Source organism: Sphingorhabdus contaminans, assembly GCF_007280415.1.
Classification (GTDB): Bacteria; Pseudomonadota; Alphaproteobacteria; order Sphingomonadales; family Sphingomonadaceae; genus Sphingorhabdus_B; species Sphingorhabdus_B contaminans.
In genome coordinates this window covers 302891-321664 of sequence record NZ_VKKU01000001.1, presented here as the reverse complement: position 1 = coordinate 321664, position 18774 = coordinate 302891, and the positions used below count along the sequence as shown (strand labels likewise).

20 protein-coding genes and 1 tRNA gene are annotated in these 18774 nt (G+C 55.4%); 13 read left to right on the top strand and 8 right to left on the bottom strand.

The genetic code is table 11. The annotated features are described in order from the left end of the window. Positions 1-9: 9 nt before the first annotated feature. From FOM92_RS01680 to FOM92_RS01675, 3 genes are read right to left on the bottom strand one after another with little or no spacing between them, the layout of a single operon-like run. Positions 10-534 (bottom strand): hypothetical protein, encoded by a 525-nt coding sequence (locus FOM92_RS01680; RefSeq protein WP_143775045.1) that lies wholly within the window; start codon positions 532-534, stop codon positions 10-12. A gap of 60 nt (positions 535-594) precedes the next feature. Further along, complete coding sequence (locus FOM92_RS15880; RefSeq protein WP_170226748.1) at positions 595-762, bottom strand: hypothetical protein; 168 nt, start codon at positions 760-762, stop codon at positions 595-597. Then, on the bottom strand, positions 759-2132 hold the full coding sequence (locus tag FOM92_RS01675; protein ID WP_143776269.1) for a class II 3-deoxy-7-phosphoheptulonate synthase: 1374 nt from the start codon (positions 2130-2132) through the stop codon (positions 759-761). Before FOM92_RS01675 ends, FOM92_RS15880 begins: the two co-directional genes overlap by 4 nt. Positions 2133-2520: 388 nt before the next feature. On the opposite strand from FOM92_RS01675, the gene petA reads away from it, so the two are divergent. The 7 genes from petA (at position 2521) to FOM92_RS01640 (ending at position 8458) form a co-directional block, all read left to right on the top strand. After that, positions 2521-3054 carry a ubiquinol-cytochrome c reductase iron-sulfur subunit gene (gene petA, locus FOM92_RS01670; RefSeq protein ID WP_246087202.1) on the top strand — a complete coding sequence of 178 codons (534 nt, stop codon included), beginning with the start codon at positions 2521-2523 and terminating at the stop codon, positions 3052-3054. A 14-nt stretch (positions 3055-3068) separates the two neighbouring features. Then, a complete protein-coding gene (locus FOM92_RS01665) occupies positions 3069-4364 on the top strand; it encodes a cytochrome b (protein WP_143775043.1) in 1296 nt (431 codons plus the stop codon). A gap of 19 nt (positions 4365-4383) precedes the next feature. Next, positions 4384-5229 carry a cytochrome c1 gene (locus FOM92_RS01660; RefSeq protein ID WP_143775042.1) on the top strand — a complete coding sequence of 282 codons (846 nt, stop codon included), beginning with the start codon at positions 4384-4386 and terminating at the stop codon, positions 5227-5229. Between the two features lie 122 nt (positions 5230-5351). Further along, positions 5352-5425, top strand: a tRNA-Gly gene (locus FOM92_RS01655). A 168-nt stretch (positions 5426-5593) separates the two neighbouring features. After that, positions 5594-6181 carry an EF-hand domain-containing protein gene (locus FOM92_RS01650; RefSeq protein ID WP_170226764.1) on the top strand — a complete coding sequence of 196 codons (588 nt, stop codon included), beginning with the start codon at positions 5594-5596 and terminating at the stop codon, positions 6179-6181. Between the two features lie 134 nt (positions 6182-6315). Next, positions 6316-7035: a response regulator gene (locus FOM92_RS01645; RefSeq protein ID WP_143775040.1), complete on the top strand. Its 720-nt coding sequence runs from the start codon at positions 6316-6318 to the stop codon at positions 7033-7035. A 1-nt stretch (position 7036) separates the two neighbouring features. After that, positions 7037-8458, top strand: coding sequence for a sensor histidine kinase (locus FOM92_RS01640; protein ID WP_143775039.1), 1422 nt, complete (start codon positions 7037-7039; stop codon positions 8456-8458). Between the two features lie 231 nt (positions 8459-8689). On the opposite strand, the gene FOM92_RS01635 is transcribed toward FOM92_RS01640, so the two are convergent. Both FOM92_RS01635 and FOM92_RS01630 read right to left on the bottom strand, forming a co-directional pair. After that, a complete protein-coding gene (locus tag FOM92_RS01635) occupies positions 8690-9967 on the bottom strand; it encodes a cell wall hydrolase (protein WP_246087117.1) in 1278 nt (425 codons plus the stop codon). Between the two features lie 37 nt (positions 9968-10004). After that, the gene (locus FOM92_RS01630; RefSeq protein WP_170226763.1) at positions 10005-10979 is read right to left on the bottom strand and encodes a glycosyltransferase; all 975 of its coding nucleotides are present in this window, start codon (positions 10977-10979) and stop codon (positions 10005-10007) included. A gap of 85 nt (positions 10980-11064) precedes the next feature. Here FOM92_RS01630 and FOM92_RS01625 point away from each other — a divergent pair, with 85 nt between their 5' ends. The 6 genes from FOM92_RS01625 to FOM92_RS01600 are packed head-to-tail and all read left to right on the top strand — an operon-like array spanning position 11065 to position 15233. Beyond that, on the top strand, positions 11065-11526 hold the full coding sequence (locus FOM92_RS01625) for a tRNA (cytidine(34)-2'-O)-methyltransferase (protein ID WP_143775037.1): 462 nt from the start codon (positions 11065-11067) through the stop codon (positions 11524-11526). Beyond that, positions 11523-12380 (top strand): oxygen-dependent coproporphyrinogen oxidase, encoded by an 858-nt coding sequence (gene hemF / locus FOM92_RS01620; protein WP_143775036.1) that lies wholly within the window; start codon positions 11523-11525, stop codon positions 12378-12380. The genes FOM92_RS01625 and hemF overlap by 4 nt, the downstream gene beginning before the upstream one ends. A 6-nt stretch (positions 12381-12386) precedes the next feature. Beyond that, positions 12387-12974: a GNAT family N-acetyltransferase gene (locus FOM92_RS01615; RefSeq protein ID WP_143775035.1), complete on the top strand. Its 588-nt coding sequence runs from the start codon at positions 12387-12389 to the stop codon at positions 12972-12974. Then, the gene (lipB, locus tag FOM92_RS01610) at positions 12971-13636 is read left to right on the top strand and encodes a lipoyl(octanoyl) transferase LipB (protein WP_143775034.1); all 666 of its coding nucleotides are present in this window, start codon (positions 12971-12973) and stop codon (positions 13634-13636) included. Before FOM92_RS01615 ends, lipB begins: the two co-directional genes overlap by 4 nt. Before the next feature lie 14 nt (positions 13637-13650). Continuing rightward, positions 13651-13938 (top strand): hypothetical protein, encoded by a 288-nt coding sequence (locus tag FOM92_RS01605; RefSeq protein ID WP_143775033.1) that lies wholly within the window; start codon positions 13651-13653, stop codon positions 13936-13938. Then, complete coding sequence (locus FOM92_RS01600) at positions 13935-15233, top strand: NADH:flavin oxidoreductase/NADH oxidase family protein (protein ID WP_143775032.1); 1299 nt, start codon at positions 13935-13937, stop codon at positions 15231-15233. The genes FOM92_RS01605 and FOM92_RS01600 overlap by 4 nt, the downstream gene beginning before the upstream one ends. 46 nt (positions 15234-15279) lie before the next feature. Here FOM92_RS01600 and fdxA read toward each other — a convergent pair whose 3' ends face one another. The 3 genes from fdxA to FOM92_RS01585 all read right to left on the bottom strand — a co-directional run bounded on the left by fdxA (position 15280) and on the right by FOM92_RS01585 (position 18771). Next, entirely contained in the window at positions 15280-15618 is a 339-nt protein-coding gene (gene fdxA, locus FOM92_RS01595; RefSeq protein ID WP_143775031.1) for a ferredoxin FdxA, read from the bottom strand. Between the two features lie 106 nt (positions 15619-15724). Continuing rightward, on the bottom strand, positions 15725-15988 hold the full coding sequence (locus tag FOM92_RS01590; RefSeq protein WP_143775030.1) for an RNA-binding S4 domain-containing protein: 264 nt from the start codon (positions 15986-15988) through the stop codon (positions 15725-15727). 5 nt (positions 15989-15993) lie between these two features. Beyond that, complete coding sequence (locus FOM92_RS01585) at positions 15994-18771, bottom strand: helicase-related protein (RefSeq protein WP_246087116.1); 2778 nt, start codon at positions 18769-18771, stop codon at positions 15994-15996. Between the last annotated feature and the right edge of the window lie 3 nt (positions 18772-18774).

Genomic DNA, 18774 nt, shown 5'->3' with positions numbered 1-18774 from the left:
TTTGGGGAGTTATTCGATCCCGCTGCGGAGCACGGAATAGCGTCCGCGCGGCTTGCCCAGATCGGCAAGCGCGGTATCGATCATGATCGGCAAGGCGTCTGCCAGAGCCAGTTTGCAGTGATATTCCGAAACCCGGCTGCGGTATATTTCCGAACCATCGGCCACACGGGTCAAGGTAATCCCCACCCGGAATTCCTTGTCGGCACAATTTTGGAGCGGCTTGCGGAGCTTTGCAGGCGAAAGGCTCTGTTGTCCGGTCGTGCTTCCCAATGCAAGCGAGGCATCGCGCGAGTCGACGGTGACTTGCAGATGGAGCGGCGCGGTATCCGCACGCACAAACCCGCGCGACGTCAGGGCGCTTTCGACAAGTCCCTGGGCAATTTTCAGACCGGGAGATTCATATTCGGTCGCGGCAACCATATAGGTCTGGCCTACAGGCGACGATACACCGGCGGTCTGGACACGTGTCTCCACCCCCGACGAGCAGGCCGAGACCAAGAGTGAAATGCCTAAGGCGCAGAGCAAGCGTTGCATGGGACCTGCTTTATCCGCACCGGTCCGCATCATGCAACCTCTACATCATGTTACACCGCTTTACCGGGTGACGACGAAATAAATGACGTAGAACCAGCTCAATATGCCGTGGATGATTGCCCATAATACCGACTGGTGCGCGGTATAGCTTATCACCATCGCCAAAGCGCTTCCGAAACCGATACCCGATTTGACCACTGTTCCCTGCATGGCAAAATCCCTTCTCATGCCGCTTGCCGGGCGCGCTCGTTCAATTCCTGATTGAGCATTTCGGCGAGCAAAAACGCAAGTTCAAGCGATTGTGCCGCGTTGAGGCGCGGATCGCAATGGGTATGGTACCGGTCGGCCAGACCTTCATCGGTAACCGCGACGGCGCCGCCGGTGCACTCGGTCACATTCTGGCCTGTCATCTCGATATGGATGCCGCCGCCAAAACTGCCCTCTGCGCGGTGGACCGCGAAGAATCCGCGTACTTCGGCCAATATCCGTTCGAACGGACGGGTTTTGTAACCGCTGGCGGACTTTATCACATTGCCGTGCATCGGGTCGCAGGACCAGATGACAGGATGGCCTTCACGCTGCACAGCACGGACCAGTTTCGGCAATCCGCTTTCCACCTTGTCATAGCCATAGCGCGAAATCAGCGTCATCCGTCCCGCTTCGCGCGAGGGGTTCAACGTATCGAGCATCCGCAGCAAGGCGTCTGGTTCCAGACTGGGTCCGCATTTGATCCCGATCGGGTTACCGATGCCGCGCAGATATTCGACATGCGCCGAACCTTCAAAGCGGGTGCGGTCACCAATCCACAGGAAATGCGCAGAGGTATCGTACCACCGGCCGGTCAGACTGTCCTGCCGCGTCATGGCCTGCTCATATGGCAGCAACAAGGCTTCGTGGCTGGTGTAAAAGCTGGTGCCCTTGATCTGCGGCACGGTTTCAGGGGTGATCCCGCACGCCTCCATAAAGGCCAGCGCCTCGCCAATACGGTCTGCCGTTTCCTTATATTTCTGTGCCCAGGGCGAGCGGCCCATATAATCATGGGTCCATGCATGGACCTGCTGCAGATTGGCATATCCCCCGTTGGAAAATGCGCGCAACAGGTTCAGCGTCGATGCCGCCTGGCTATAGGCGCGGACCATGCGCGCCGGATCGGGCGAGCGGCCTTCGGCATTGAATTCAATATCGTTGATGATGTCCCCGAAATAACTCGGCAATTCCACACCACCAATTGTCTCGGTGGGCGCGGAGCGGGGCTTTGCAAATTGCCCGGCCATACGGCCGACCTTGACCACGGGAACCTTTCCCGCAAAGGTCAGGACGACCGCCATTTGCAGAATGACGCGGAAGGTGTCGCGAATATTGTTCGGATGGAATTCGGCAAAGCTTTCGGCGCAGTCGCCGCCCTGCAGCAGAAACGCCTTGCCTTCGACGACCTTTGCGAGGTCGGCGGTCAGATTGCGGGCCTCCCCTGCAAAAACCAGCGGCGGATAATTACGCAAGGTTTCCTCGGTAGCCGCAAGCGCGGCTGGATCCTGATATTCGGGCATGTGAATGCCCTTTGCGTTTCTCCAACTGTCCGGCGTCCAATCTGTCGCCATGCCTGTTACTCCAGCCTTGTTCATTTCAAAGGGGCGCCCTTTAGGCTTATTTTATGTGCACTAGCAAGCAAAAGCGGCAATTTTCCGTCACTTTCGCAATTTGCAACTGCGTCGCAATGTTTTAGTATAATATCTGCCAAATTCCCTGTTGGCAAATTTGCCAAAACACGTCTATCAGGCCCGCTGAATCGTCCTGTCAAAGTAAGTGAAAATGCTTTCTATGTCAGGGCATCATGGGGTTTCGACGTTATTGCGGGCTTCAAATCCGCGTCGCAAATAAGGGCAGCATATGGCTACGGTCAAAAAGACAACAGGCACATCCAAAGCTCCGCGCAAAAAGTCGGCTGAAGCGTCAGCCGAGTTAACAGCGCCAACCGCCACAGCAACTGTGGAAGAAGGCGAAGGTGTACGCCGGCGCGACTTCATCCACATCGCCGCCGTCAGCTTCGCTGGCGTAGGCGCGGTCGCAGTGGCAATTCCGCTGGTTTCGCAAATGAGCGCAAGCGCCGACGTGCTGGCTCTTGCATCGATCGAAGTCGATGTTGCTGCCATTCAGCCCGGCCAGGCCATCAAGACCAGCTGGCGCAAGCAGCCCGTTTTCATTCGCAATCTGACCCCTTCGGAAATTGACGAAGCCAATAAGGTTGATGCCGGTTCGCTTCGTGATCCCCAGACTTTGGCGGAACGCACACAGCCCGGTAAAGAAAACTGGCTGATTACACTGGGCGTCTGCACCCATCTCGGCTGCGTGCCACTCGGTGCGGCTGCTGGCGAAGTTAAGGGTGAATATGGCGGCTATTTCTGCCCATGCCATGGTTCGCACTATGATACCGCCGCACGCATCCGCAAAGGTCCGGCGCCGCTGAACCTGACGGTTCCCGAATATACATTTATTTCCGACACAGTCGTAAAAATCGGTTGAGGAGCTAAGACAAGATGAGCTTCCCTTGGGCAAATGAATATAAGCCTCAGAACGCGGTTACCAAGTGGGTCGACGAACGTCTCCCCCTGCCCCGTCTGGTATATAATGCAGTAGGTGCCGGCTATCCGGTTCCTCGCAACCTGAACTATTTCTGGAACTTCGGAGTTCTGGCAGGTGTCGCGCTGGTTATCCAGATCGTGACCGGTATTGTTCTCGCAATGCATTATTATGCGAGCGTCGATGGCGCGTTCAATTCTGTTGAGCACATCATGCGCGATGTGAACGCCGGCTGGTTCATCCGCTACGCGCACATGAACGGCGCCAGCTTCTTCTTCATCGTCGTCTACATCCACATTTTCCGCGGTCTTTTCTACGGTTCGTACAAAGCGCCGCGCGAAATGATCTGGTTGCTGGGTGTCGTTATCTTCCTGCTTATGATGGCAACCGCATTCATGGGCTATGTTCTTCCCTGGGGCCAGATGAGCTTCTGGGGGGCACAGGTTATTACCGGCTTCTTCTCCGCCATTCCTTTGGTGGGTGAACCCTTGCGCCAGCTTCTGCTGGGCGGTTTTGCGCCTGATCAGGCTGCTCTGAACCGCTTCTTCTCGCTCCACTATCTCCTGCCATTTGTGATTGCGGGCGTGATCATCCTGCACATCTGGGCGCTGCACATTCCGGGATCATCGAACCCGACCGGCGTCAGCGTAAAGAGCGAGCAGGACACTGTTCCCTTCCACCCTTATTACACCGCAAAGGATGGTTTCGGTCTGGGCATATTCCTGATCGCTTTTGTCGCCATCACCTTCTTTGCGCCCAATCTGCTGGGACATCCGGATAACTATATTCAGGCGAACCCGCTTTCGACGCCGGCGCACATCGTTCCCGAATGGTACTTCCTGCCATTCTACGCGATCCTGAAGGCATTCACCGTCAACTTCGCAATTCCGTTCACCGGCATCGTGCTGATCGAAGCGAAGCTGATGGGCGTGCTTGCCATGTTCGGTTCGATCCTACTGCTGTTCTTCCTGCCCTGGCTGGATACATCGCCAGTGCGCTCGGGTCATTACCGTCCGCTGTTCCGCAAGTTTTTCTGGTACGGCCTCATTCCGAGTATCGTCGTACTGACCTATTGCGGTGCGCAACCTCCATACACCCAGTGGGTTGTATTGAGCCAGATTGCGGCAGCTTATTACTTCGCTCACTTCTTGATCATCCTGCCTATCGTTTCGCGTATCGAACGGCCGCTTCCGCTGCCGAACTCGATCACCGAAGCTGTGACAGGAAAGCCGCTTCAAACGGCGACCGCGTAAAACAGGGAAAGCCACTATCATGGTTCGTTTAATTGCTTTTTTGGTAGGCGTGTTTTTCAGCGGAATGCTGCTGATCGGCCTTGGTGACACCATCATTGGTGCAATCAAGGAACCTGCCGTTCCAACCGCCGAGCATGAATTCCACAAGATGCCGCTGGCGGAGAAATTCCCGCACGACGGTCCGTTCGGCAAATATGACAAGGGCCAGCTGCAGCGCGGTCTCAAGGTCTATTCGGAAGTATGCTCGGCCTGCCACAGTTTGAACCTCGTTTCCTTCCGCGACTTTGCGGCTCTCGGCTACAATGAGGATCAGGTGAAGGCCATTGCCAAGGGCTGGAAGACCGAAGTGCCGTCGATCAATCCGGAAACCGGTGAGCCTGCTACGCGTCCCGGCATTCCTGCCGACCGTATTCCTTCGCCCTTCCCCAACGAAGTTGCTGCGCGGGCTGCGAACAATAACGCGCTTCCGCCTGATCTTTCGCTGATCACAAAGGCGCGCGCCAACGGACCTGCCTATGTCTACTCGTTGCTGATTGGCTATGAAGACGCGCAGCCTGCGGAATTGCTGAAGAAATTCCCGGATGCCAAGACGCCGGACGGCCTGCACTACAACCCGTACTTCGCGAACCTCAACATCGCGATGGCCGCGCCTTTGACTGCTGACGACCAGGTCACTTATGACGATGGCACGAAAGCAACCAAGGCACAGATGGCCAAGGATGTTGCGGCTTTCCTGACCTGGACTGCAGAGCCCAAGATGGAAAACCGCAAAAGCGCAGGTTGGGCAGCCCTTGGCTTCCTCCTGATCTTCACGGTTCTGACGTGGATGTCCTACAAGAGCATCTGGGCCGACAAAAAGCATTGATTGCTTTTTCAGCGCTAATTCGAAAGGGGCCGCACTTTGCGGCCTCTTTCTTTTGCAATCGACCCGTTGACGAAGGGTCAACTTGCTGGCAATAGCGGCCCGCTCAACGGTTCGCCGTGATTGCGGGTATAGCATAGTGGTAATGCACTAGCCTTCCAAGCTAGCTAGAGGGGTTCGATTCCCCTTACCCGCTCCAGAGCCGCCAATAGCGCGGTGAGCCGTTCTTTCACCAATATGAACATAGCGGCCATCTGATACACTTTGCGACAATGCAGCAATTGCGCTGACACATCCCTGCGACATATTATCCCTATATCAAGACCATCCGGCCACTTTGTCGGATGAGATGATAAGGATCGAAGAGATGGATCGGACGAAAATAATAGCAACGGTGGTTGCAGCGTCGCTGACAACCGCAGCACTTTATGCCGCACCCGGAATGAAGGCGGATGCTGACGGCGACAAGAATGTGACCAAGGCAGAAATGCTGGCTAAGGCAGATGCGCGCTTCGCCAAAATGGATGCAAATGGTGATGGCCAGCTGAACAGCGCGGACCGCACCGCGATGGCCAAAAAGCATTTTGCCGAAATGGACAGCGACAAAAATGGCGCGATTAGCGAAAGCGAATTTCTGGCCGCCCATGAAGCACGCATTGCCGAGCGTAGAGACCGCCATGTTCAACGTGCTGGCCAATCGCATGCGGATACCAATGGAGCCCGGCCGGAACGCCACATGGGCGGACATGGACGCGGCGGCATGAAGATGCTCGCGCTGGCCGACACCAATGGCGACAAGGCCGTGACACAAGCCGAATTTCGAAAAGCAGCCGAAGCGCGCTTTGCGAAGGCAGATGCAAATAGTGACGGAACGATTTCTGCCGCAGAACGCAAGTCCATGCGCAAGGATCGCTGGGACCGCCGCCCGCCGCCACCTGAAAGCGGCGCGGAATAAAGAGCTTTGCTGGCGCGATCTTTCCCCTCCCCTTTGGAGATCGTGTCAAAACTTGGCCGGAGAAGTTTCCCCCTCCTTCTTCTCCGGCCTTTTTATTGCAGTTGGCTCGATAAAGCGTATCGATTGAAAACAGCATGACCAAATCGCGCCCACATTTGCTGCTTGTCGATGACGAAGCCTCCATCCGGGATCCGCTTGGGAAATATCTGGAGCGTCAAGGTTTCCGCGTGAGCGACGCGTCCAACGCCTCGACGGCACGGTCCATGCTGCTCTCTTACGATATCGATCTTGTCCTTCTGGATATCATGATGCCTGGGGAGGATGGCCTGAGCCTGTGCCGTCACATTTCGGCCAATGGAGGTCCGCCCGTTATTCTGCTAACTGCAAAATCAGAGGAAACGGACAGGATCGTCGGCTTGGAAATCGGTGCAGACGACTATGTCGTAAAGCCATTTTCACCGCGGGAACTGGTTGCACGCGTCCGGGTCGTATTGCGCCGTGTATCGTCCGGTATCCCCAAACCCGATCGTATGGGTGACATTTACAGCTTCGCAGGCTGGACCCTCAACACTGCGGAACAAAGCTTGCATGATCCCGAAGGCGTGCTGGTCCCGCTTTCATCCGGCGAACACCGCATGCTGGAAGCGCTCGTCAGCCGAGCGGGGCATATCCTCTCGCGTGACCAGCTTCTTGATCTGACCCGTGGCCGCGAAGGTGGACCTTTTGACCGGGCAATAGACAATCAGGTGAGCCGTCTTCGGCGCAAAATTGAGGTAGATCCCAAAAATCCCCAGCATATCAAAACAATCTGGGGCGGCGGCTATCGCTTTTCCACTGAAGTGAAACGCCTTTAAAATGGCGTGGGCTTCTCGTTTTTGGCCGCGTAGCCTTTATGGGCAAATCCTGCTGGTCACTGCCTCTGCGTTGCTTATTGCGCAGTCAATAAACGCAGCGCTGCTGCTGTTCGGCGTACGAAATCGCGCTGTTTCTGAAACCGCTGCCATGGTCGTGAGCCGCGTTGCCAATCAGGTAGAAAGGTTGGAAGCCACAGGTATCCCGATCGGCGAACCCGATAACTGGTACAAAAGACATATAGAGCGTTCGGGTGAACGCCGGCGCAGATCGCCGCCGGTCGCCATCACGATTGCGCCTAATCCGATATTGATAGAACGATCGCATATTCAGGAAGATATTTCGGAACGTGCGCGGGATTTTTTCCGGCAAGGCGACATAAACCTGTCGGGGGTGCGCATTTCCACCGTTTCCACCAAATTGCTCCCCGCACAATTGCGCGACGCCCAGTTGCGGCGTTGGAATGCGGGTCGGCTACGAAACCCCAACATTCCTACACCGACGCGAGCTGTCCTACTGACGGCGCGTCTGCCGGACGGTGCATGGGTGAATGCAGCAGCATTTGTTCGACCTGATGAACGCGCGTCAATCTTTGCTCTGTTACTGCAGACTTTCACCTTGTTTATTGCAGTGATGATCCCCCTCGCGCTGGTTGCACGCAGGATTGCAGACCCGCTGAGCAAGCTTACTCAACGCGTACAGCGCGTTGGTTTGGCTGGTGAGGTTGATACACTTCAACCTGCCGGGCCCGATGATGTGCGGCAATTGATAGAGGCGTTTAACGCGATGCATGCGCGGGTTTCTGCTTTGCTGGGTGAAAAGGACGTCATGCTGGGGGCCATAGGACATGATTTGAAGACGCCACTGGCAGCATTGCGCGTCCGCATCGAATGCGTGGAGGACGATCATGAGCGGGAAAAGATGGCCGCAACCATCGACGAAATGGTTACAATATTGGACGACATACTGACCTTGGCCCGTCTCGGAAAATCAGGCGAAACTCTCCAATCCGTGGACATTGGCGCATTGATTGAATCGGTATCAGGTGAATTCGAACCTGTTGAATTCCATATTCCCGAGAAGCGGGTTGTGGCAAATATTCGCCCCGTCCTGTTGCGACGTGCGCTTAGAAATTTGATCGGAAATGCGATCATTTACGGCAAATCTGCACAGGTGCGTATCCACAGCAACGCAAACAACGTGGTCATCCATATTGATGATGAAGGGCCGGGTATCGATCCTGCTGAAATGGAAAGCATGTTTGAACCGTTTACCAGGGCGGAAAAATCACGCAGCAGGTCAACCGGCGGATCGGGTCTGGGGCTGACCATTTCCCGTGCGATTGCCAGGGCTCATGGAGGCGACCTGACCTTGTCAAACCGCGAAGAAGGCGGCTTGAGAGCGACTTTTTCGTTTAAGGGATAACTGTCGACCTCCGGTCGCGTGGATGTGGGATCGCGTCCGGAGGTCGATGTTTTCGAGCGTAGCGGTTTAATGCCGCCAACCTCTACCGACCGCGCAGAAGGCCATTTCAGATGGACCAGTATCGCAGCTTGCGCTGCTGAAGAAATAGCCGTCCAGCCGGTCTAAACTATGAAACGGCAACGGGCGGAATTTGTTTACTAGAAAAACGAAAGTTTTTTGTGACGTCCGGCGTCAACCGACCGGCTGCGCCTTCCACGTGCCGCTCTTTTGATATTCCGGGCGGATATCTGTTGCGGCTGGCAACCTCTCTCCCCGAAATTGCGTTTCGCCGCCGCGGTCAAGTGCTTCTCGGGAATAGTTTGGAGTTACATACAGGGCCGCCTCGCGCTGGCGTGCGGCAGAGCTCGTATCTTGCGATGCAGCCAGATTTTCCGCCTTGAGCCGCGCCTCTGCAAATTCCCGTTCATAGCGTTGCTGTAGTTTGATTGGATCGAGATCATCTACCAATCCGGCTTGCAATAGCCGAGGTTTCGGACCCGGAAACGGCTCATATCCGGCGTAACGCCGGAAGAATGCAGACGGACGACCCGCGCTTCCTTTCCAGCTGTAGAAGCGGTGGGCTCCTATGGTCCCGACAAAATTCAGGCTTGGGGCCCAATAGGGATAGACATAGGTTGCGTGATAATGGGTCGCCATGCCAACAGGCCTGTAGACATATCCCGCCAACGCCTGAGCAGCTACATTTTGGGCGCGCAGCCAGGATAACCGTGCAGGTTGACGTGCCATTGATCCGTCGCAGCTATAGCTGAACTGGCAACCGGTCGATCGTTCTGATCCCTGATAGATGACGCCACATACACTGTTGGGGAAAGTCGGATGACGCATACGGTTGAGGATGACCTGCGCAACCGCCCTTTGACCGGAGTCCGGTTCATTAGCGGCTTCGTAGTAAATGGCATCCGACAGACATTTGAGCGCCCTGCCATATTCCGCCGTCCCCAACTTCATGACAAATGGCTGGGCGCTGGCCGTCAGCGCGGATGCTGTATCAACGCTATCACTGAAAGGTTCGCCTTGTTGGCTAGATACGGCGTTTGCGTCAGGTACGGAGTTCGCAATGGAATAGCTGTCCGGGTCCAAATTGAAAAAAGCCGACCCCGGAAAATTTTCACTCGGTGATTCAGCATCCCATGTGGTTTTCGTTAGTGAGGCGGGCGTTTCGACACGACCAAATGGTGATATTTGCGCTACCGAAGGGACGAAAGCCAATAAGGCGAATGCAACAAGCACCAAAATAGTCTCGCGCGTACCGAACAGCCGGCGACGAGCGGTTTTCCGCTTCGGTACCGCCGAGACCATATTCGCTTCATTTATATGCTCGTGGATCATGTCACGCTTTGCAAACAGAGATTCGGTACACCGCAAGAGCGGTCCCAATACATGAAAGCGGATAGCGCCGCGCGAGTGAATTTTGGCCTGTGCCAGCATGGGACGCGGAGTGACTGACATGTTAATTGTTGTAAAATGCGTGACTTAGGGACATGACCTAGGAGCCGCTGATCAGAATACCCGCCGCTGCGGAAGCCAGCACGACCGCACGGACCATACGCCCCTTGCGGCCCAGCCGTAAGATTGTTCGACCGATACCGTCAAATCCCTCGCCCGCACGCACCTGATGCAGCATCATGCTGAATTCGGGACCTTTTAGCATTTCGTTGGAATAGCGCATACGTTCGACGACTTTCCGGCGGACATAGGCCGATGCATAGTCATTGCCGAACAGGGCGTCCAAATCGTCATAATGCGGCAGATGCGGCATATCGTCAAAAAGACTTGCCCGCCCCTCCCCGCAACGGACGTGATCGAGCCAAGCCACAGCAGCAGCCTTGGCTTGCTCGGCGGCATGCTTCTGACTGATTTGCTGCGGACTGCGCCGATATAGCAGCAATCTTTGGGGCAAATTCGTGATGTCGGTTACCGAGGATGCCCGTAACCACAGATCATAATCTTCGGCATGGCGGAACGCCGCGCGGTACCCGCCGAGGCTGCGGATCAGGTCGGTCCGCATCATGACCGACGGATGGCAAACCGGGGGACCGCTTCGTAAACCGACACGCGCATCTTCGGGCGACAAGGGATAGGTCTCCACCGCACTTTGCAGAAAACCATTCTCATCCAGATCGTGGGTGTTGCTTCCCAAAATGCCGATGACCGGGTTTGCCGCCATAAAATCTACCTGCCGGGCCAGACGATCGGGCATGGCGATATCATCGCTGTCCATCCTTGCCAGCAAGGGTGATTTCGCGGCCGCGATCAACTCGTTCAAGCTCGCGACCAGGCCCCTGTTTTCGCGTTCGATCAGCCGGATACGGCTATCGCAATCGGCCAGACTGTTGAGGATTTGCGAACTGTTATCGGTCGAACCATCGTTGAGGATAAGCAGCTCGAAATCCGTAAAACTCTGCCGGAGAATTGATTGAACACTGGCATAGACATGCGGCGCGCCGTTGTAGACGCTCATGATTACCGAAACTGCGCACCCTGTTGCCATGTGGCCCCTCTAAACGCTAATCGTCACAAATTGGTTTCCAGCGACAGGAATTTCGATGCGCATTGCGCTTTACCAGCCAGACATTGCCGGAAATGTCGGAACAATTTTGCGGATGTCGGCATGCTTTGACGTCCCGTGCGATATAATCGAGCCATGCGGATTTGCCTTTTCCGAGCGCGCTTTAAAGCGCGCAGGCATGGATTATGTCGCGGGTGCTTCGGTAAAACGGCATCCGGATTGGGATGCTTTTGAAACAAATATCGGAGTGTCGCGCCTTGTTTTGATGACAACCAAGGGTTCGACGTCCTTGACCCGGTTCCGGTTCCAGCCGGATGATATCATCCTAATGGGTTCCGAAAGTGCCGGTGTCCCGACGATGGTACATGAACGGGCCAATGCCCGTGTGCATATTCCCATGCATCCTGAATTTCGGTCCTTGAATGTTGCAGTGTCGGCTGGCATCGCTTTGGCAGAAGCATTGCGACAAACAAGACAGTTCCCCGGAGAAGATGCATGACCCTCACTCTCGACACACGCCAGCAAGCGGCTCGCGCCTGGTTTGAGTCGCTCAGGGACAGGATATGTGCAGCCTTTGAAGAAATTGAACGCGAAATAGGCTCGGATGCTGCATTCGAATATATGCCGTGGGATCGCACGGATCATGACGGTTCACCCGGCGGTGGTGGCGTCCGGGGCGTGATGAAGGGCAAGATCTTCGAAAAAGTAGGCGTTAATGTGTCAACTGTGGGCGGGGCCTTCAATCCCGAATTTGCCAAGACAATTCATGGCGCGGCGGAAGATCCAAGCTTTTTCGCAACGGGCATCAGCCTTGTCGCGCACATGTCCAACCCGCATGTTCCGGCAGTGCATATGAACACGCGCTATCTGGTAACAACTAAAAGCTGGTTTGGGGGCGGCGCCGACCTCAATCCACCGATCCCTTATGACGAAGATACGGCTGATTTCCACGCGCGTCTCCGTGCGGCCTGCGCGCCCTATGGTCCGGATGTCTATGAAAAATATCGCGCATGGGCCGAAGATTATTTCTGGATACCCCATCGCGGCGTGCACCGCGGCGTTGGAGGCATTTTCTATGATCATCTCGAAAACAGCAGCGACGCCCTGTTTGAGCGGAATTTCAGTTTAACCCGGGATGTTGGAGAGGCTTTTCTGGATATTTTCCCGAAGCTGGTTCGGCGCCGGATGAATATGGAATATACGGATGAACAAAAGCAGGCCCAACGTCGCTGGCGCGGGCGGTATGCGGAATTCAACCTTGTCTATGATCGCGGCACAACCTTCGGATTGAAGACCGGCGGCAATGTGGATGCCATATTGATGAGCCTGCCTCCCGAGGTGGCTTGGGATTAAAGGAATATGTCGTTTACCCCCATAGCCAAAGGTGAGGTTGGTGCGATCGTAACGTCTCTGGAAATGCGAAGCAGGCCTTCGCTGCGTCCGTTACCTTCTTCCGATTTACGTCTGGAAAGATGGCCAAATCCTACCGCAAACAAATATCGGGCACTATTTCGCCGCGTGGGGGAACCCTGGCTCTGGTTTTCGCGGCTTACTCTTGATGACGCGGATTTGCTCCGGATTATCCAGGACCCGCAGGTCCGTATCTGGGCCGTCACCGACCGGAGTGGTGTTGAACTGGGAATTGTTGAACTCGATTTTCGCGTGGCGGGTGAGTGCGAAATTGCATTTTTCGGTCTTGTTCCCGAACTGGCGGGGATGGGTTATGGCAAGTGGTTGATGGCCATGACCTTGCAATTTGCGTGGAGCGAACCCGGCATGGAGCGCCTGTGGGTTCACACATGCACTCTCGATGCACCGGGCGCGCTTAACTTCTACATCAAGTCAGGCTTCACCCCATATCAAAGGCAGGTGGAAACCTTCGCCGACCCCCGACTGATCGGCCTCATCCCGCCCAATGCCGCGCCCCAGATTCCGTTAATCACATGAAAGTTAGTTGGGAAGTTAGCGAAGGCTTGACGCCTTACCCGGACGCTTTGGCGCGCATGGAAAGGTTGCAAAGTGCGATCCGGGAAGAAGATGCCTCAGAACTCATCTGGTTGCTGGAACATCCACCGCTTTACACGGGCGGCACCAGTGCGGATCCGGCGGAGCTGCTGAGCCGACATTTCCCCGTTTACGACACAGGGCGTGGCGGCCGTTACACCTATCATGGTCCGGGACAGCGTGTCGGCTATGTGATGCTGGATTTGGCGAAACGGTGCAAAGACGTCCGCTGCTTCGTGCATGCTTTGGAAGGCTGGGTGATCGATGCCTTGGCCGAATTTGACGTTGAAGCCCGCCGCGCCGAAGGGCGTATCGGGATCTGGTGTGACACACGCGATGGACGTGAAGCTAAAATCGGTGCCATCGGAGTGCGTATTCGTCGCTGGGTTACCATGCATGGATTTGCCGTAAACATTCACCCGGACCTCAGTCATTTCGGGGGCATTGTTCCTTGTGGTATTGCGGAATATCCGGTCACCAGCCTTGCAGATCTGGGCATCACCGCGTCATTAGCAGATTTTGACGCGGCGTTATTTTCTACATTCCCCCAATTCCTCAACAACCTTGCCAAAGCGAATGGGGATTGTAGGGTCCCGACGCCGTGAATGGAGATTTTTTGATGCATGCCAAAACTATTATCGCTGCGTTTATTCTGGTGGGATTGTCCGGCTGCGGCGGCAACAAGGAGGACAGCCAGTTAACCGAAACGCGTATGGACGATCTGGATAGCCTTGAAGGCACCATTAGCGACGATATGGTCAACACCGATACATCGACAGACGAGGGACCGATCGAAGCAGCGCCACCTGCAGAAGCGAAGCCCACTGCGAAGACGGACGACAATTCCACCGATAAAACGGCCGAGCCTGCGGCGGCGAGCACCGAAGATAAAGCAGCCACCGAATGAAACTTGCCGAGTCCCTGACGCTGCCATGCGGTGTCCGCCTGTCGAACCGGATTGCCAAAGCCGCCATGACCGAAGGTCTGGCCGATATAAACGGACAACCGACGGCGGAACTGGAGAAGCTTTACGGAATTTGGTCGGACGGAGGCGCAGCGCTCCATCTTTCGGGAAATATCCATATCGATGCGGATCATCTGGAACGGCCTGGTAACGTTATAATCGACCAAATGCCGACACCAGAAATGCGGGAAGCGCTGATCCGCTGGACAAGGGCGGCGACACGGGGCGGAAATCATTTCTGGGCCCAGATAAGCCACGCCGGGCGTCAAACCATGAAAACGGTTAATCCGCATCCCAAAGCGCCATCGGCGGTAAAACTGGGTTTGCCCGGTGGTCAGTTCGGCATGCCGGTTGCTCTTACCGAAACAGAAATCCTGCATTTGATCAGCCGTTTTGGTCAGGCCGCCCAAATCTGCAAGGAGACGGGTTTCACCGGCGTCCAGTTACATGCCGCCCACGGCTATCTTATTTCCCAGTTTTTGAGTCCTCTCAGCAATTTACGCGATGACCGATGGGGAGGAAGCCTGGAAAACCGTGCGCGTTTTCTTCTATTTACAATCAACACAGTCCGTCAATTGGTGGGGCCGGATTTCCCCATCTCGGTCAAGCTAAACAGCGCAGACTTCCAACGGGGCGGATTTGCGTTTGAAGACAGTTTGATAGTCGCACGCTGGCTTCAAGAGGCTGGCGTTGATCTCATCGAGATTTCAGGGGGAACGTACGAGCAGCCTAAACTATTGGGCATTGAAGGCATGGACGCGGCTGAACCGCAAGCTGTCGCGGAATCAACAATCGCACGTGAGGCCTATTTCGTGGATTTTGCTAAAGCAATGAAGGATGTGCTTTCCATACCGCTGATGGTAACAGGCGGCTTTCGAAGCGCTTCAGCTATGGAGCAAGCGTTGCGGTCGGGTGCGGCCGATGTCATTGGTCTGGGAAGACCGCTGTGCGTCATGCCGGACGGACCTAAACGACTATTGGGTGGTATGGCGATATTGCCAAAAACAGAGACCCAATTGGCGTTGTTGCCCGATTGGCTCGCCGGACTGCGTAAAATCAAAATGATACGTGCAATTGACAGCTTCGCTGTCCAATTCTGGTATTACAGCCAGATCTACGCTCTTGGCCGAACAGGTCGAACTGACCTCAATATGACAGTATTTGCCGCACTGCGCGAAGTCGAAACCTACCAGAAAAACTGGTTACGTGATCGGCGCGCCACATTTGCCCGCCGATAGACGATAGCCCCGCTCCAGTTTTTCCGAAGCGGGACATGATTCAAGGTCAATCCCCTTCGCCGGGCTCTGCAGAGAAATATTTGTCGAATTTACCTTCTTCGCCCTTATGCTCATCCGCATCGGCAGGCGGCTCGCGGCTGCTGGTGATATTTGGCCATTCTGCGCTGTAAGTTGCGTTCAATTCGAGCCACTGCTCAAGACCGCTTTCGGTATCAGGCAAAATGGCTTCCGCAGGACATTCGGGTTCACAAACACCGCAATCGATGCACTCATTGGGATTGATGACGAGCATATTCTCGCCTTCATAAAAACAATCCACCGGACAGACTTCAACGCAATCCATATATTTGCAACGTATGCAGGCATCGGTAACAACATAAGTCATCGGCGGAATTCTCCCAAAGGCGGCGGCGAATTAGCCGCTTCACTTTTCTTGCCTATTGTCAGTCACTCGGTCAAGTCAACGCCGATATATCGTAAACAATAAATTTTTAGCTCAGGATTTGATAGCAAGCCTTTGCCTCAGGCGCAGGACCGCGCCTGTGAGGCATCGTGATCAGCCTGAAGGTCAGAACCGCGTCACCTCGGGGCATGGTTATAACGTCGTTTACGCCAACCGTTGCGCTGCCCTTTTCAATCCTACGTCCGTTGACACGGATAAACCCGCTTTCAGCCCAGCCGGATGCCAGGTTCCGGCTTTTTGCGATGCGCAGAAAGAACAGCAGCTTGTCGATCCGTAGCGCAGATTCCGGCATGGGGATTAAAGTTTAAGGCCTTTTAAAGCCGCCAGTTGCAAGGCAAGCGCTGAAGGTGGCGAGACCTCTTTTGGCTTCGCCGGTGCGCGATCCGGCATAGCTTTTTTCTTGGACGCGTCTTTTGATTTGGATCGGGTAGGTCCGGTCCGTTGCGATCGCTGTTCTTGTGGCCTTGGTTTCGGTAGCCCGACCCAACGCCAGTGGGTCAGATTTACAGGCTGTGCTACCGCCGTGGGCGGCACTTCGACATCGGGGCGGTTTTCTAGCGCAACGATATCGCCTTCGGCTTGATCCGGATTTGCTATGCCTTGATTGCCTGCTTCAGCAGCAATTGTTTCCGGGGCAACTACCCCCTCCTCTGCTTTGGTCTCGGCCTTTTCAGCAGGAGCGTCTAAAGGTCGGAAGCCAGCATCGCGCATCAATGCTTTTAAACCCGCATCGCTCAGACCAAGAGAAGTGGCAAAGGCCATATCCATGCTGAAACTGTTCGACTGACCTCTTGCCTCATGCGCCTTCTTGATTACGCGTTCTGCCAGATCGATCCGGACATACTCATTTCCGACCCGCCTGTAGCCCGCGTTCCGCGCTTCACCCGGATGGGCAAATTTCCATTCCTTCAAGTGCACGGCGCTTTCGGGCGGTAAGGCGGGCATTGAACGACCGTCCCTGGCTGCGAATAAGGCTGCGCGCCATTTTGCTGCTGCGGGCTTCAACGCCGCGTGGTGATAAATATCCAATGCGCCAAAAACGATACCACCTTTGCGCGCGGCACCGCGGGCCTCTTTCGGCAGGGCGGCAATTGCGTCCGCCAGATAATGTCTCCCCGCTATGCCACCTGCGTCCGCCAACTGCACAGCAAGCGCGCGGACATTACCGTCAATATCTGCCTGTTGCGCGAGCATTTGCAGGCCGACAATCCCACCCATGGCCTTTGCCAGCTGGGACTCAACCCACTGTTCAGCACGCCCGATAATCTCCCGCAGCGCGTCGCCTTCCAAACCGGCAACCGCCTTAACCGGCGCGAAGATCGGCTGCATGAGACTGCGTCCTTTAGTCAAATGGCCAAGAAGCTCACCTTTCCACAAGATTGCTGGCTTTCCATCGCTGTCGCCTGCAAGTGCAAAGTCACTGTCCTCAGCCATTGCTACATCCCTCGCCTTTTGTCTCAATAAACCTGCCAAATGCCGTTCTGCCGCAGCTAAGAGCAGCTTCCGGTCACCGGCTTTCGCCCCTGGGTCAACCCGAAACGAAAAGCCATGTAAAGTTCCAATATCTTCGCCATCGACCAAAACGCGATTAGCCGCATTGACTTCAACAGGGAACAGCGCCGCATCCGCGCCCGCTCTTCGCAAAAGCATTGCTGTTCGCTTATCGACAAATCGTTGCCGCAACGCATCGTGCAATGCATCTGAAAGCTTTGCCTCCAACGCACGCGCCCGTTCGGCCATGGCCGCAGGATTGGCCAGCCAATCAACGCGGTGAGCAATATATGTCCATGTGCGTACACCGGCAATCCGGGCGGATAGAGTGTCGACATCGCCCTGGATATTGTCGAGCCTTGCCAACTCGGTCGCAAATAAAGATTGCGGGATCACACGCTCACCTTGCCCCAGATGGTGCCACAGGGAGGCGACAAAGCGGCTGTGATGCTCCTCGCCCATCTGGCGGAAATCAGGAAGGCTGGCGACTTCCCAAAGTCGGCCGACATCCAAAGGATGGCGGATCAGCGCGACAACTTCGGGTATCTCAGAAAGTCTCTTTAAAACAGCGAGATCAATAGCTTTGGGCGCTGCTTTTAGTCCGGGAAGATCGGGCTTTGCCTCCAGATCGGCAATCAGTGTTGCTACCGAATCCAACCTCGGGGCGGCATCACGCCAGTATAACCAGTCAAGGCGCGGGAATTCGTGATTTTCGATCGCCAGCACCTCTTCAGGCGAAAACTCGTTTCCTTCGCCAGCCAACGTGCCAAAGCTTCCATCCCTTTGGTGACGGCCGGCGCGACCGGCAATTTGCGCCATTTCGGCAACGGTCAGTCGCCGTTTACGGGCGCCGTCAAATTTCGACAAACTTGCAAAGGCAACGTGGGACACATCAAGATTAAGTCCCATGCCAATCGCATCTGTTGCGACCAGATAGTCCACCTCACCCGACTGAAACATAGCGACCTGTGCATTGCGTGTCCGCGGGCTGAGCGCGCCCATAACCACTGCGGCGCCACCGCGCATTCGACGGAGCGTTTCTGCGACAGCATATACCTGCTCAATCGAGAATGCGACAATTGCCGAGCGTTTCGGCAATCTGGAGAGCTTCTTGGCTCCGGCATAGCTTAATGTCGAGAAACGTGGGCGCGAGATGATTTCGGCTTCGGGCAGAAGCATTCGGATAAGCGGACGCAGGCTTTCCGATCCCAAAATCATCGTCTCCTCACGCCCGCGCGCATGCAGGATTCGGTCGGTGAAGATATGACCACGCTCGGGATCCGAACCAAGCTGCGCCTCGTCCACAGCGACAAAGGCGAAATCCCTCTGGATCGGCATGGATTCGACGGTGCAGCAATACCAGCGCGCCTGCGGCGGTTCGATCCGCTCTTCGCCTGTTATCAAAGCGACCTGATTGACGCCTTTGATTGCTACCACACGATCATAAATTTCCCGTGCCAGCAATCGCAGCGGAAAGCCGATCATACCGCTTGAATGAGCACACATCCGCTCAACGGCAAGATGGGTTTTGCCGGTGTTGGTAGGACCAAGAATGGCCGTCAGGGATTTCTTTTCGTGGGGCAAATT

What these genes read in the sequence shown, in the direction of transcription:
- FOM92_RS01680 (WP_143775045.1), bottom strand. Translation starts at nt 534, where the DNA reads ATGCAACGCTTGCTCTGCGCCTTAGGCATTTCACTCTTGGTCTCGGCC.
- FOM92_RS15880 (WP_170226748.1), bottom strand. Translation starts at nt 762, where the DNA reads ATGAGAAGGGATTTTGCCATGCAGGGAACAGTGGTCAAATCGGGTATC.
- FOM92_RS01675 (WP_143776269.1), bottom strand. Translation starts at nt 2,132, where the DNA reads ATGGCGACAGATTGGACGCCGGACAGTTGGAGAAACGCAAAGGGCATT.
- FOM92_RS01665 (WP_143775043.1), top strand. Translation starts at nt 3,069, where the DNA reads ATGAGCTTCCCTTGGGCAAATGAATATAAGCCTCAGAACGCGGTTACC.
- FOM92_RS01660 (WP_143775042.1), top strand. Translation starts at nt 4,384, where the DNA reads ATGGTTCGTTTAATTGCTTTTTTGGTAGGCGTGTTTTTCAGCGGAATG.
- FOM92_RS01650 (WP_170226764.1), top strand. Translation starts at nt 5,594, where the DNA reads ATGGATCGGACGAAAATAATAGCAACGGTGGTTGCAGCGTCGCTGACA.
- FOM92_RS01645 (WP_143775040.1), top strand. Translation starts at nt 6,316, where the DNA reads ATGACCAAATCGCGCCCACATTTGCTGCTTGTCGATGACGAAGCCTCC.
- FOM92_RS01640 (WP_143775039.1), top strand. Translation starts at nt 7,037, where the DNA reads ATGGCGTGGGCTTCTCGTTTTTGGCCGCGTAGCCTTTATGGGCAAATC.
- FOM92_RS01635 (WP_246087117.1), bottom strand. Translation starts at nt 9,967, where the DNA reads ATGTCAGTCACTCCGCGTCCCATGCTGGCACAGGCCAAAATTCACTCG.
- FOM92_RS01630 (WP_170226763.1), bottom strand. Translation starts at nt 10,979, where the DNA reads ATGAGCGTCTACAACGGCGCGCCGCATGTCTATGCCAGTGTTCAATCA.
- FOM92_RS01625 (WP_143775037.1), top strand. Translation starts at nt 11,065, where the DNA reads ATGCGCATTGCGCTTTACCAGCCAGACATTGCCGGAAATGTCGGAACA.
- hemF (WP_143775036.1), top strand. Translation starts at nt 11,523, where the DNA reads ATGACCCTCACTCTCGACACACGCCAGCAAGCGGCTCGCGCCTGGTTT.
- FOM92_RS01615 (WP_143775035.1), top strand. Translation starts at nt 12,387, where the DNA reads ATGTCGTTTACCCCCATAGCCAAAGGTGAGGTTGGTGCGATCGTAACG.
- lipB (WP_143775034.1), top strand. Translation starts at nt 12,971, where the DNA reads ATGAAAGTTAGTTGGGAAGTTAGCGAAGGCTTGACGCCTTACCCGGAC.
- FOM92_RS01605 (WP_143775033.1), top strand. Translation starts at nt 13,651, where the DNA reads ATGCATGCCAAAACTATTATCGCTGCGTTTATTCTGGTGGGATTGTCC.
- FOM92_RS01600 (WP_143775032.1), top strand. Translation starts at nt 13,935, where the DNA reads ATGAAACTTGCCGAGTCCCTGACGCTGCCATGCGGTGTCCGCCTGTCG.
- fdxA (WP_143775031.1), bottom strand. Translation starts at nt 15,618, where the DNA reads ATGACTTATGTTGTTACCGATGCCTGCATACGTTGCAAATATATGGAT.
- FOM92_RS01590 (WP_143775030.1), bottom strand. Translation starts at nt 15,988, where the DNA reads ATGCCGGAATCTGCGCTACGGATCGACAAGCTGCTGTTCTTTCTGCGC.